At 30.9% G+C, this 13,674-nt stretch carries 14 protein-coding genes and 1 pseudogene; 12 read left to right on the forward strand and 3 right to left on the reverse strand.

Annotation, left to right across the window (positions count from 1 at the left end; all coding sequences use genetic code 11):
- On the forward strand, positions 1-223 hold a 223-nt coding region (locus CLLI_RS10770; protein WP_479723246.1), incomplete at its 5' end, for a ferritin family protein.
- Positions 224-707: 484 nt separating this feature from the next.
- Here the strand turns inward: CLLI_RS10770 and CLLI_RS10775 are convergent.
- Both CLLI_RS10775 and CLLI_RS15190 read right to left on the reverse strand, forming a co-directional pair.
- Positions 708-1,433, reverse strand: a complete 726-nt coding sequence (locus tag CLLI_RS10775) for an RNA-guided endonuclease InsQ/TnpB family protein (protein WP_106064220.1) — start codon at positions 1,431-1,433, stop codon at positions 708-710.
- 614 nt (positions 1,434-2,047) lie between these two features.
- Entirely contained in the window at positions 2,048-2,158 is a 111-nt protein-coding gene (locus CLLI_RS15190) for an iron-sulfur cluster assembly accessory protein (protein ID WP_479723247.1), read from the reverse strand.
- A 154-nt stretch (positions 2,159-2,312) separates the two neighbouring features.
- On the opposite strand from CLLI_RS15190, the gene CLLI_RS10780 reads away from it, so the two are divergent.
- The 6 genes from CLLI_RS10780 (at position 2,313) to hypF (ending at position 9,073) form a co-directional block, all read left to right on the forward strand.
- On the forward strand, positions 2,313-3,002 hold the full coding sequence (locus CLLI_RS10780) for a Crp/Fnr family transcriptional regulator (RefSeq protein ID WP_106064221.1): 690 nt from the start codon (positions 2,313-2,315) through the stop codon (positions 3,000-3,002).
- Positions 3,003-3,070: 68 nt separating this feature from the next.
- Positions 3,071-3,844: a formate/nitrite transporter family protein gene (locus tag CLLI_RS10785; protein ID WP_106064222.1), complete on the forward strand. Its 774-nt coding sequence runs from the start codon at positions 3,071-3,073 to the stop codon at positions 3,842-3,844.
- 27 nt (positions 3,845-3,871) lie between these two features.
- Positions 3,872-4,861 (forward strand): anaerobic sulfite reductase subunit AsrA, encoded by a 990-nt coding sequence (gene asrA, locus CLLI_RS10790; RefSeq protein ID WP_207655105.1) that lies wholly within the window; start codon positions 3,872-3,874, stop codon positions 4,859-4,861.
- The gene (gene asrB, locus CLLI_RS10795; RefSeq protein ID WP_106064224.1) at positions 4,862-5,656 is read left to right on the forward strand and encodes an anaerobic sulfite reductase subunit AsrB; all 795 of its coding nucleotides are present in this window, start codon (positions 4,862-4,864) and stop codon (positions 5,654-5,656) included.
- Positions 5,657-5,667: 11 nt separating this feature from the next.
- Positions 5,668-6,618, forward strand: a complete 951-nt coding sequence (gene asrC, locus CLLI_RS10800; protein ID WP_106064225.1) for a sulfite reductase subunit C — start codon at positions 5,668-5,670, stop codon at positions 6,616-6,618.
- Between the two features lie 193 nt (positions 6,619-6,811).
- A complete protein-coding gene (gene hypF / locus CLLI_RS10805; protein ID WP_106064226.1) occupies positions 6,812-9,073 on the forward strand; it encodes a carbamoyltransferase HypF in 2,262 nt (753 codons plus the stop codon).
- A 66-nt stretch (positions 9,074-9,139) separates the two neighbouring features.
- On the opposite strand, the gene CLLI_RS14555 is transcribed toward hypF, so the two are convergent.
- Positions 9,140-9,310 carry a hypothetical protein gene (locus tag CLLI_RS14555; protein WP_170063710.1) on the reverse strand — a complete coding sequence of 57 codons (171 nt, stop codon included), beginning with the start codon at positions 9,308-9,310 and terminating at the stop codon, positions 9,140-9,142.
- A gap of 251 nt (positions 9,311-9,561) precedes the next feature.
- Here CLLI_RS14555 and tnpA point away from each other — a divergent pair, with 251 nt between their 5' ends.
- The 5 genes and pseudogenes from tnpA to CLLI_RS10830 all read left to right on the forward strand — a co-directional run bounded on the left by tnpA (position 9,562) and on the right by CLLI_RS10830 (position 13,591).
- On the forward strand, positions 9,562-9,960 hold the full coding sequence (gene tnpA, locus CLLI_RS10810) for an IS200/IS605 family transposase (protein WP_106064227.1): 399 nt from the start codon (positions 9,562-9,564) through the stop codon (positions 9,958-9,960).
- A gap of 9 nt (positions 9,961-9,969) precedes the next feature.
- Positions 9,970-11,055: an IS200/IS605 family element RNA-guided endonuclease TnpB gene (gene tnpB, locus CLLI_RS10815; protein WP_106064228.1), complete on the forward strand. Its 1,086-nt coding sequence runs from the start codon at positions 9,970-9,972 to the stop codon at positions 11,053-11,055.
- A 184-nt stretch (positions 11,056-11,239) separates the two neighbouring features.
- On the forward strand, positions 11,240-12,037 hold the full coding sequence (locus CLLI_RS10820) for an inositol monophosphatase family protein (protein ID WP_106064229.1): 798 nt from the start codon (positions 11,240-11,242) through the stop codon (positions 12,035-12,037).
- Between the two features lie 14 nt (positions 12,038-12,051).
- Positions 12,052-12,557: pseudogene (locus CLLI_RS10825) on the forward strand (GAF domain-containing protein).
- A 134-nt stretch (positions 12,558-12,691) separates the two neighbouring features.
- Complete coding sequence (locus CLLI_RS10830; protein WP_106064230.1) at positions 12,692-13,591, forward strand: HD domain-containing protein; 900 nt, start codon at positions 12,692-12,694, stop codon at positions 13,589-13,591.
- Positions 13,592-13,674: the final 83 nt, after the last annotated feature.

Here is a 13,674-nt window from a genome sequence, read left to right on the forward strand (position 1 = left end):
ATTTGCAGAATTATTAGGAGAAGTAGTTACAGCAGATACAAAGAAGAATCTAGAAATGAGAGTAGAAGCTGAACAGGGAGCATGCCAGGGAAAGAAGGATTTAGCAACTTTAGCTAAGAAATTAAACCTAGATGCAATTCATGATACAGTACATGAAATGTGCAAAGATGAAGCAAGACATGGTGCAGCTTTCAAAGGTTTATTAAACAGATATTTCAAATAAAATATATTCCAACAAAAACACCTTCATTGGAGATTTCCAATGAAGGTGTTTTTTTATATAAATATTTTAGTGGCATCCAGAACAAGTTGAACAGCCATCTTCATCATCATTGTTTTGTATCATTGGTTGAAGTGAGAAACCACCCATACCATTTTCTTCAGCACAGGTTAAAGTGAATCCGCCATACTGTGCTATTAAGTCTTTATCTACTAGAAAAGTTGTATCTTCTATTTTAGTAACTTCATCATTAGCCTTTTGTTCATCCAGAACAAGATTAAAAACTGGGCCGCCGTTGCATAAAACTTATAAAAAGTTATAAATATATAAATTTTACTTGTGCTATTCATTGCTAAATAACATTTCCTATTCATAGAATTCTATTTCAAATAATTGCTTATTCTACTCTAGTTTGGTGTAATTCTCCAAGGACTTAAATTCCCCTACAACGCAGGGTACATATAACATAATTTTTTTAAATCACCAATTATGCTATTTTATAATTACCAAGATTAATTGAAGCATTTTTATCTCTATCTATTTCTAAACCACATTTATCACATACATAAATTCTATCTTTCAGCCTTAAATCTTCTTTTTTACTGCCACAACAGCTACAAATTTTACTTGAAGGATAAAACCTATTCGCTGTAACAAACTCTATTCCGTTAAACTCACATTTATATTTTATCTGCCTAATAAATTCGTAAAATTTTTGTTCCTGTATGCTTTCTGATAAATATTTATTTTTCATCATCCCGCTAATATTTAAATTCTCCATAATAACTCTATATGGATGTAATTTAGCTATCATATTTGTAGCTTGATGTATATGATTAAGTCTTATATTGTTTAATTTTCTATGGATAAGCTTAATTTGTTTTTCTAACTTTATTATATTTTTAGTTTTAAACTTAGGATATTTTGATAAAACTTTAAAGAAATTATTATAAGCATTATCTAAATCTTCAAAAGCATGCTGTGTAACTTGAGCAGATACCTCCTTTAACCATACATAATTGCTATCATTTTTAATTGTATTGTTAAATTCAGCTCTTATTTTTGCTTTCGAAGGCTTACCGCCCTGCTTATAGATTTCATCCCATTTTGAAAGTCCCCAGTTGTAAGCAAATCTTGCACAACCTATGGATTTAAACATTAATACTTCCTGCTCATTAGTTGGCTTTAACCTTATTTTTATTGCCTTTATCACATTCTCACCTCCCTTCCATTATCATTATCCCCTAATTACTAGAGGATATAATGAAATTGAGGTAAACTAAAAAGACTACTGAGTGTTTTATATACTTATAACTTCTTACAAGTTTTATGCCTCATTCACTTAGTATCGCTATCACTAAGCAGTTCTCAAAGTCTTGTAAAACTTATGAACTTCTCATACTTTCATATGAGCGTAGACTATATCATCACCTAATCGGTGTCCTTCACTTCCACTACCAATAGCTTGTAGTGTACTCCCATTACAGGATAGTCGTTGAAGTTTCCTCTTTTCGAGGCTTACCTGCTGATTGCCCATTATCGCAACCTAACGGTTTTTAACCATAAAGTCAGTGCACTTAGGATTTAACCTTATGCCATCTAACTAATTTTTTCTACTTTCGTAACTATCACGCTTAGGCTTATTTCATCCTTACGTTGTAGTTTAGTTAGCTTTAGGGGTTTCCAGCAATTCAAAGGATTTTGGATGTATTTCATACATCACTCCATGCTCTTTATGAACATGGGAGGCTGTCAACAATTTTCTAAGTTATAAATTTTATTAATGTTTTATAACCTTTTATAACTTATTTGTAACTGTTAGTTACCTCACCCAACACCTGCTAAATTAATTCTAATTATGTTGGTAGTAACATTGTTTTCTTTTAAGAACTTTTTAAATTCTTCATAAGCAACTGAACTCATATTTACTGCTTCCATCTAAATTTCCTCCTTTTATAAAAAATATATTTTAATTATAGTATTCTCATTTTAATATATAATATGGTTTTTTTCAAATAAATATTGAAGTAAATATGCTTATAAAGATTAAAATATGTTAATATTATTAAAAGGAATAGTTTGGGGCGAGCTAATGGATAAAATATTAAAAGGGGATATTTGTGGTTTAAGTTTATTTGAGGATTTAAAGGAAGAAGAAATAGAAGTTTTAGTGGAAAAAGGAAGTAAGGAAAAATTAAAAAAAGGGGAGAAATTATTTTCTGAAAAGGATTTGGTAAATAGAATTTATATTGTATTGCAGGGGAAAGTAACTCTTTTTAGATATTCTGAAGTTGGTCAAAAAAGAGTAATTTATATATTAAATAGAGATGAGATAATAAATGAAGTAATATTTGATGGTTTACCTGCATCCATAAATTGTGAAGCTTTTGAGGATAGTATTATATTATCTTTTAAAAAAGAAGATTTGTTAAAAGTTATGGAAAAGAATTTCTCCTTCAATAAAAGAGTATTAAACTCTATGGGAAGAAAAATTAGAAGACTTTATAGACAATTAAAAAATGTAGTACCTATAAAAGTTGATAAAAAGTTGGCAGCCAAGCTTTGGAAGCTTAGCAAAGATTATGGAGTGGAAATAGAAGAAGGTACTTTAATTGATTTAAATATAACTATAACTTATATTGCAGATATGTTAGGATCTACTAGAGAAACAGTTTCCAGATCTATGAATAAACTTCAAAAAGAAGGACTTATAGAGTATAGGAATAAAAAAATAATAGTAAAGAGTAAAGAAAAATTATCCATGTATTTTAGAGGAGTGTGATATATATCACATTCCTTTTTCATATTTTATGGTATTCTTTTTAGAGATGATTATAAGGGGGTTATATTTTGTTTAGTGAAGAAATTAACAAACTTTCAATCTTAGGTGAGAAAAAAGTATCTTTATTGAAAAGCAGTAGAGGAAAATATTTAATATCATCAATGTTGGCTGGAATATATGTTGGTTTTGGAATACTTCTTATTTTTACTATTGGTGGATTGTTTCAGGCAGTAAATTCACCGGCTACAAAAATTCTTATGGGGGTATCCTTTGGAATTGCTTTAAGTTTAGTTCTTGTAGCAGGTTCAGAATTATTTACGGGAAATAATATGATTATGACTGTAGCTTCACTAGAAAAAAAGGTTTCATGGAAAGATTCAATTAGTATTTGGGTTTATAGCTACATAGGAAATTTTATAGGATCAATTTTGCTTGGAATATTATATTTTTATTCAGGGCTTTCAAAGGGAAGTGCGGGAGAATTTATAGTAAAGACTGCAGGAAGTAAAATGACAGCACCTACTAGTGAACTTTTTATAAGAGGAATTCTTTGTAATATTCTAGTTTGTTTAGCAGTATGGTGTTTCTTTAAGCTTAAGGATGAAGCTGCAAAGCTTATAATGGTTTTCTGGTGTTTGTTTGCTTTTATAACCACTGGTTTTGAGCATAGTGTGGCTAATATGACATTATTTACTATAGCTTTATTACTCCCTCACAAAGCAGCAGTTTCAATGAGTGGACTAGCTCATAATTTAATACCAGTTACTTTAGGAAACATTATAGGAGGAGCATTGTTTGTAGGTTGGACATATTGGTATATTTCAAGTAAAAAGGAAAAATAAAAGGAGGTAATCTGGTTGGGATTTTCAATGAATACATATGATTTTAATATGGTATTAAAAGAACTTAAAAAGAAGTATAAAATATATGCACCAAAGCTCTTAAAAGGAAAAGGAACTTTTTCAGATACAGACATGGTGAGATATGGAGAAATAGGTAGAATAGAAGAAATAGAGTTTAATAAGAAATCTTATTTTTCACCCAAGGAGGTCATATTTCCAATAACCCAAACTTTATTTTACTTTACAGAAGATGAAATAATAGAGCCTAAAGTGGATGAAAAGGGTATATTAATTTTTTTGAGAAGTTGCGATATACATGCAGTAAAGAGATTAGATGAAATATATTTAAAAAATGGACAAGAAGATCCTTATTATAAAAGGCTAAGAGAAAAAGTAAAATTTGTTCTTATGGAATGTGAAAATAGTTTTGAGAATTGCTTTTGCGTAAGTATGGGCACAAATAAAACAGATAATTATTCCTTATTTGTGAAAACACGGGATGAAAATGTATTGGTTCAATGTAAGGATGAAACTTTTAAAAAGTATTTCAAAAATGAAAATAGTGAAAGAGTGTCCCCTAGATTTGTGGAGAGCAATGAAACTAAAGTAACTATACCTAAAGGATTAGATACAAGCATATTTAAATCAGAAATGTGGAAGGAATATTCCTCAAGATGTATTGCATGTGGAAGATGCAATACGGTATGCGGAACCTGTTCCTGTTTTACTATGCAAGATATATTCTATAAAGATAATAAGAACACAGGGGAAAGAAGAAGGGTTTGGGCATCCTGCCAAATAGATGGTTTTACTACTGTAGCAGGAGGTCATGAGTTTAGAGAAAATAAGGGACAAAGAATGAGATTTAAAGTAATGCACAAGGTATATGATTATAAAAAAAGATTTGGATATTATATGTGCGTAGGCTGTGGAAGATGCGATGATGCATGTCCTGAATATATTTCCTTTTCAAACTGTGTAAATAAATTAAATGATGAGGTTAAGGAGGTAAGATAAATGGAAGACAATATATATTTACCTTTTAAATCAAAAATTATGGGTATAACTCCTCAAACAGATATAGATTACACCTTTAGAATGGAATTTATAGGTGAAGTGAAACCAGGACAGTTTTTTGAAGTGTCTATTCCAAAGTATGGGGAGGCTCCAATTTCAGTATGTGAAATAGGGGACGGTTATGTAGATTTAACTATTAGAAGAGTGGGAGTAGTTACGGATGTAATTCACACATTCTTCCCTGGGGACACTCTATTTATGAGGGGACCTTATGGCAATGGTTTTGATATAAATTTATATAAAGGAAAAGAGCTTATTGTAGCAGCAGGGGGGACAGGACTTGCTCCTGTAAAGGGAATAGTGGATTACTTTTCAAGTAATGTGGATGAAGTAGAAAACTTCACACTTCTATCTGGATTTAAGTCTCCACAGGATATTTTATTTAAAGATGATTTCAAGAAATGGAGTAAAACTATAAAAACTATAGTGACTGTTGATAAGGCTGAGGAAGGCTACGGGGGGAACACAGGTCTTATAACAAACTATGTAAAAGATATCTATATTGAAAATGCAGATAATACTGACGTAATAATAGTAGGACCTCCTATAATGATGAAGTTTACTGTGGCTGAGTTTATGAAAAATGGAATAAAAGAAGAAAATATATGGGTTTCTTATGAAAGAAAGATGTGCTGCGGACTAGGAAAATGCGGGCATTGTAAAGTTAATGATACCTATATTTGCTTAGAAGGACCAGTATTTAACTATACAAAGGGAAAAGAACTTATAGATTAGGGGGTGTAAGTATGGATATAAATACAAAGTTATTAAAGAAAAATGCTTTTAGAGTAACTAAAGAAAGAGGAATAACTGCCGCTAGAGTAAGAGTACCAGGCGGACATATAGATGGAAAGTATTTAGTTTTACTTGGAGAAATTGCAGAAAAATACGGAAATGGAACATTACACATAACTACAAGACAGGGCTTTGAGATACCTGGAATATCTATGAAACTTATACCAGAGGTAAATAAAGCATTGCAGCCTATAATTGAAGGATTAGAGATAAATCAGGAAAATACTAATGGTGGATACTCAGCGTCTGGTACAAGAAACGTATCGGCTTGTATAGGAAATCAAGTATGTCCTTTTGCTAACTACAATACAACTAATTTTGCTAAAAAAATAGAAAAGGCTATATTCCCAAATGACTATCATGTAAAGGTTGCTTTAACAGGATGTCCCAATGATTGTATAAAATCAAGAATGCATGACTTTGGAATAATAGGAATGACAGAGCCACAATATGATGCTTATAGATGTATTGGATGCAAAGCCTGTGTAAATAATTGCCAAAGAAGAGTAACAGGAGCATTAACCTTTGAAAACTTTAAGGTGGTAAGAGATCATAGCAAATGCATAGGCTGTGGTGAGTGTGTAGGAAAGTGTCCAGTCTCTGCTTGGTCAAGAAGCAATGAAAAATATTATAAACTTGTTATTTTGGGTAGGACAGGAAAGAAGGATCCTAGAATAGCTAGAGATTTCATAACTTGGATAGATGAAGAGAGCATAATAAAAATAATACTCAATACTTATAAATATATAGAAGAGTATATGGATAAAGATGCCCCAGGAGGAAAAGAGCATATAGGCTATATTGTAGATAGAACAGGATATCAGGAATTTAAAAAATGGGCATTAAAGGATGTAAATTTAGGAGAGAAAGCCGTAGTAGCAGAGAACATAAATTGGTATTAAATAATAGTACAAGGTTAAGTACAGGTCATCTGGAATAGAAATTCTAGGTGACCTGATGTTTTATAGTAAAATTATATTTGTATGTTAACTTTATGTATTTGTGCGTAATAAAAGGCAATAATTATAAATATATTTACATCAAGTATAGGAATGCAGCTATGGGATAAATTTTAATTTATAAAGGAAGATAATCATGGAGAGAAAATATGTAACAGTTCATGGAATAGTTCAGGGAGTTGGCTTTAGGCCTTTTGTATATAATGAGGCGATTAGAAATAATTTAAAAGGGTGGGTAAAGAATACTTCCGAGGGAGTTTATATAGATTTGGAGGGAGAAAAAATAGGCGTGGAAAATTTCTTAATTACCCTTAAAAATAGTCCACCTCCCCTTTCTAAAATTGAAGAAATAACCATAGAGGATAAAAGCATTAAGGGATATAAGGGTTTTACTATAGAAAAGAGTAATGAAATATGCAATTCCATCACTCTTATTTCTCCAGATATGGCTATTTGCAAAGATTGTGAAAGTGATATAAAGGATTCTAATAATAGAAGATATAGATATCCATTTACCAATTGTACAAATTGTGGACCAAGATATTCTATAATAAAGAAACTTCCCTATGATAGGGCTATGACCACTATGGATGAATTTAAAATGTGTCCTATATGTAAAAAGGAATATGAAAACCCTTTGAATAGAAGGTTTCATGCTCAGCCCAATGCATGTAAGGATTGTGGACCTGAAGTTTGGCTTACAGACAATTTGGGAAATGTTATGGAAAATAAAGAGCCAATTGAAAGCTTAATAATGTTATTAAAAAAAGGCTATATTGTCGGAGTGAAAGGATTAGGCGGCTTTCATTTAGTCTGTAATGGTAAAAATGAAAAGGCCATTAAAACTTTAAGAGAAAGAAAAAATAGACCATTTAAATCACTAGCACTAATGATGAGAGATATAGATACTGTTAAAAAATACTGTAGGGTAAATACCTTGGAGGAGGAAATACTTACAGGAAGAAAAAGACCTATACTTTTACTAAATAAAAAAAATGATCTTTTGCCTAATAATATGTCTCCAGATAATAATAAATTGGGGATAATGCTACCCTATACACCTCTTCATATGCTTTTGTTTGATGAAGAGTTAGATGTGCTTATAATGACCAGTGCAAATTCTAGTGGACTTCCAATGGTATATAAAAATGAAGATGCAGTGGAAAAATTAAAAGGAATTGTGGATTATTTCTTATTTCATAATAGGGAAATACATATGCCTGTGGATGATTCCGTAGTGCAGGTGGTTATGGATAAGGAAATGGTTATAAGAAGTGCCAGAGGATATGCTCCTATGGCTTTAAAACTAGATAATATTTGTGATTCCTTATCTTGCGGTTCCCAGCTTAAAAATACCTTTGCTATATCCAAGGAACACCATGTTTTTATTAGTCCTCATATAGGAGATATGGAAAACTTAGAAGTTTATAATAGTTTTGTAAGAGGAGTAGAACATTTTAAAAATATTTACTCCATAAAACCTAAAATAATTGCATTTGATATGCATCCAGATTTTTTAGGATGGGAATATTCGGAAAATTTGGAAGGGGAAAAGATCCCAATTCAACATCATCATGCTCACATAGTCAGCTGTATGGTTGAAAATAATATAAATAAAAAAGTGATAGGAATAGCTTATGATGGAACAGGGTATGGAACTGACGGTAAGGTATGGGGAGGAGAATTTTTAATATGCAATTATAAGGATTTTGAAAGGATTGGGCATTTAGATTATACTCTCTTACCTGGAGGAGAAGCTGCCATCAAAGAACCCTATAGGATGGCATTGAGCTATCTTTATAAATGTTATGGAGATAGAGTTAAGAGTTTCATTCCATGGGGAAAATCTTTAGAAAATCATATGATAAAAAATGTACTTAGTATTCTTAAAAAAAATTTAAATTGCATAGGGACTTCCAGCATGGGAAGATTTTTTGATGCAGTATCTGCTCTTTTAGATTTAAAGAGAAAAGTTACCTATGAAGGAGAAGCGGCCATAGCTTTAGAAAGTATATGCAGTTTAGATGAAGAAGGGATCTATTCATATGATATATGTGATAATAATGGTGAACTTATCATAAATGAAGAAAAGATAATAATGGATATAATGAGTGACTTAGAGGATGGGTCAAATAAAGGTAAAATAGCCAAGAGGTTCCACAATACAGTCATAGCCTTTACCATAGATATGTGTGAAAGAATAAGAGATATGAGAGGAATAAATGAAGTAGTCTTAAGTGGAGGAGTTTTTCAAAATAATATTTTACTTAAAGGCATTGCAGTAGGTCTTGAGAAACAAGGATTTAAGGTGTATACTCATGGGAAAATACCTACTAATGATGGAGGAATCTCTTTAGGGCAGTTAGTTATAGCAAACTATCAAACAGATTACAGATAATAGAGTATAGCATCTGTGCTGTACTCTGTGATCCGTACTCTATAAAAATTATCTAGCAATTTTTATTTAGTCTTCATTGTCTTCTTTTTCATAAAAAGCTATCATATTTGTGATAACTTCAAGTCTTGCACGGACTTCAGGAAAATCCATATATCTATCACCAAATTGGTATTTAAAACTTTCTTTTAAGTCTTCCAATTCTTCTTTTAGTAAAGCTATTTGTATATTTTTATCCATGTATATCCACCTCAACTATATTAGTATATATAGTTATTATCACATAAAATAATAAATTAATTAAGACTTATTTTATAGGATACATTACTTTCCTTTTAACCGAAGGGGTGGAATTCTCCCATCTTCTATAAGTGGTAGATGGATAGCCCTTATTATTTTAGGTTCGATACCTAAAATAATAACTCCTTGACGAATTACTATAAGATGATGTATTCTAAAATCAGTAGTAAATATATAAATGAGGTAAATAAATGAATTTAGATACAAATAATCATTCAGTATTCTTACTAAATTATCATTTAGTATTGGTTATTAAATATAGGAAAAAAGTAATAAATGATGATATATCAAGCAGGCTAAGGGAAATATTTGAGTATATATGCCCTAAATATAATATTACTTTAGGTGAATGGAATCATGATAAAGACCATATACACCTTTTGTTTAGAGGTTCACCAAACACAGATATATCAATATTCCTAAATGCTTACAAAAGTGCCAGCAGTAGGCTTATAAAAAAAGAGTTTCCATCAATAAAAAACCAATTATGGAAAGAGCATTTTTGGAGCAGGAGCTATTGTCTTATAACAACTGGCGGTGCTCCAATGGATATAGTTAGAAAGTACATTGAAAATCAAGGAATGAAATGAGGTTAAAGAATGCTAAAGGCTTACAAATTCAGAATATATCCGAATGAAGAACAAAAAGTATATTTAGCCAAGACTTTTGGATGCACTAGATTTGTATATAATAAAATGTTAGCAGATAGAATTAAATCTTATGAGGAAAATAAAGAACTAGACATTAAGACAATGAAATATCCTGCACCAGCACAATATAAAAATGAATTTGAGTGGCTTAAAGAAGTTGATAGTTTAGCACTTGCTAATGCTCAAATGAACTTAGATAAAGCATATAAGAATTTTTTCAGAAATAAGTCAATTGGATTTCCAAAGTTCAAGAAGAAAACCAATACCAATAATTACACAACAAATAATCAAAATGGCACTGTATATATTGAAAATAGCCATATCAAATTACCCAAATTAAAGTCTATGATTAAGATTAAGCAGCATAGACAATTCGATGGATTGATTAAGTCTTGCACTGTATCTCAAGTGCCTAGTGGAAAATATTACATATCCATATTAGTTGATTGTGAGAACATTGAGCTGCCTAAAACAGATAAAAAGGTAGGAGTTGATTTGGGTATCAAAGAGTTTGCAATAACAAGTGATGGAGAAATTTTCAGCAATCCAAAACACTTAAAGAAATCAGAAAAAAGATTAGCTAAGCTTCAAAAGGACTTATCAAGAAAACAAAAGGGCAGTAATAATAGGAAAAAAGCTAGAATAAAAGTATCAAGATTACATGAAAAGATAGCTAATCAAAGAAAAGATATGTTACACAAAGTAAGTACTCAATTAATTAACGAAAACCAAGTTATAGTGATAGAGGACTTAAAAGTAAGTAACATGATAAAAAATCATAAATTAGCTAAGTCAATAGCTGATGTTAGCTGGTCAGAATTTAGAACAATGTTAGAATATAAATCTAAATGGTATGGTAGAGAAATAATAATAGCACCATCAAATTATGCAAGTAGTCAGCTATGTTCTAATTGTGGCAATCAATCAAATCAAACAAAAGACTTATCTTGCAGGACTTATATATGCCCAGTGTGTGGAATGATAATGGATAGGGATATAAATGCCAGTAAAAATCTACTAAAACTAGCAATGTAATAAAAGATATATTGTTAGAGAGGTCGGAGCAACCTTAATAGCGTGGGTAAACTTGCTACAGTAGTAGTATTGATCACGAAGCCATCCACATCTTAGGTGGTGGTAGTTCACATGTTTACAATATATAATGGATATTGTAAGACAAACCAAGGTTTTATTAATTTAACAAAAGAGGGTGATCTTTATGGAAATGAAAGAGGTTTTATCCAATGTAAAGACATGGGCTTTGGAAGTTGGTAAAATTCAATTAGAAAAGCTAAATGGGGATATAAAATATTCTAGTAAAAGTACAAAAGTAGATATGGTAACAGAAGTAGATATTCTTTCGGAAAAGATTATTATAGAAAGAATAAGGGAAAATTACCCGGATCATTCTATATTATCTGAAGAAAAAGGGAAATTGAAATCAAAAAGTCCTTATACCTGGGTGGTAGATCCATTAGATGGAACAAATAACTATTTACATGGATTCCCAATATTCTGTATATCTATAGCTTTAAAATATTTAGAGGAAACAGTGTTAGGAGTAGTTTATGTACCAAAGCTTAATGAGATGTTTTACTCCATAAAAGGAGAAGGTGCTTTTTTAAATGAAGAAAAAATAGAAGTAGCACAAAAAAAGGAACTTCAAGAGTGTATTCTTGCTACAGGCTTTCCTTACGATAAAAGAATTTCAGAACATAACAATGTAAATTTATTCAGCAATATAGTAAGAGATCTACAAGGAATTAGAAGAACAGGAAGTGCGGCTTTTGATCTTTGTTCTGTAGCTTGTGGCAGATTAGATGGTTATTGGGAGCTGAAATTAAGTCTTTGGGATTTGGCTGCTGGGGAACTTATTGTAGAAGAAGCTGGTGGAAAGGTAATCACCTCAAAAATAAAAAAGGAAAATGGTGAAGATGGTATAAACATCATAGCTGGCAATGAAAAAGTAGTGAATTTAGTTTATGAAAGAGTGAATAGTGTACATAAATATTTTTAAATTGGGGGAAATTTATGTTTGATATAAGTGTTTTTAATGGCTTAAGTGAAGAAGAAAAATACGAAAATATGGTTATTATGTTAGAAGGGTTAATAAGTGATGAAAAAGATGTAATAACAAATTTAAGTAATGCTTCTGCACTAATCAATGCTTTGATAGATAGGATTAACTGGGTTGGATTTTATATAATGAAAAATGGCGAATTGGTTCTTGGACCGTTTCAAGGACTACCTGCTTGCAACAGAATAAAGGTAGGTGCTGGAGTTTGTGGCACTGCAGCAAAAGATAAAAAGAGTATGAGAAAATAGATGAGGTACATAATTTTGGGGGACATATAGCCTGCGATGCGGCTTCAAATTCGGAGTTGGTTATTCCTATTGTGAAAAATAATAAAGTTTATGGAGTATTAGACTTAGATAGCCCTTATAAAGGAAGATTTACGGAAATGGAAGAAAGATACTTAGAAAGATCTGTACAAGTGTTAAATAAATATATAGATTGGGAAAAAGTAAGTTATTAGTATAATAAGGATTTAGGGTTACAACATTTGGAATCTTAAATCTTTTTATATTTTTACTTGTACTGAACATAATAAATATTAGTGAGTGTGTAGAAAATAACATATATACATTATAGGAAAGGAGATTATTATATATGAAAGAATTATACGTTAAAGATATGAAGGCTGGAACCAATGCAAAAGTCAGCTTAATGATAATGAAAAAACTCTATAGAGATAATAACAATAATACCATAGCATATGCCGGTGATAATACGGGAGATATTAAATCCACAATACCAGATAAAGAGGATATTCTTAAAATTGGAGATGTAATAATTGCAGAAGGAGTGGTAGGAAATATTTTTGATATAACCTCTCTTGAAAAAATAGAAAATTTTAATATGGAAGATTATCTTTCTACAGTTAAAAGACCTATTGATGACATAATGAAAGAGATAGAAGATATATCCAAAGAAGAATTTAAAAGTAAGGAAATATTAGCATTGAATGATTATTTTTTTAGAAATGAAGAATTTTTGGAGAAATTTAAAAAAGGTATAGGAGGGGTAAGTCAGCATCATAACTATAGAGGTGGGTTAGCAGAGCACACTTTAAATGTAATGTACATGGCAAAGAGCATGGCCTATAGATATGACTGTAGAAATAAAGAAATAGCAATACTTGGAGCTAAGCTCCACGATATAGGAAAGATATATGAGCTGTTTGCGGATGGACCCTTTTCCTATACATTAAAAGGGGAGATGGAAGGGCATATTGTTATAGGAGTGACCATGCTTATGGAAGCTTTTGATGCTCAACATGAGCTTTACAGTGAGGATTTTAAAGAAAGGATGGTAGGATGTATAGTTCAACATCATGGAAAGGTAGAGTTTGGTTCTCCAAAGCAGCCTAATACAGAAGAAGCTTATATAGTTCACTATGCTGATTATATAGATGCTTCTTTAAATAAAATATCACAGATTAAAGAAGGTATGACCCCATGTACTTGGTCAGGTTATGAAAGAAAAATAGAGGGAAAACTTTATTTTTGATAATAGTACTAAAAAACACTGTTTTGACAAAATACTAAAAATAAAGTGATTTACTATGTACAAAAGTAAATTGTACCCTTTAT

This window comes from Clostridium liquoris, assembly GCF_002995785.1.
In the GTDB taxonomy this organism is placed as follows: Bacteria; Bacillota; Clostridia; order Clostridiales; family Clostridiaceae; genus Clostridium_AO; species Clostridium_AO liquoris.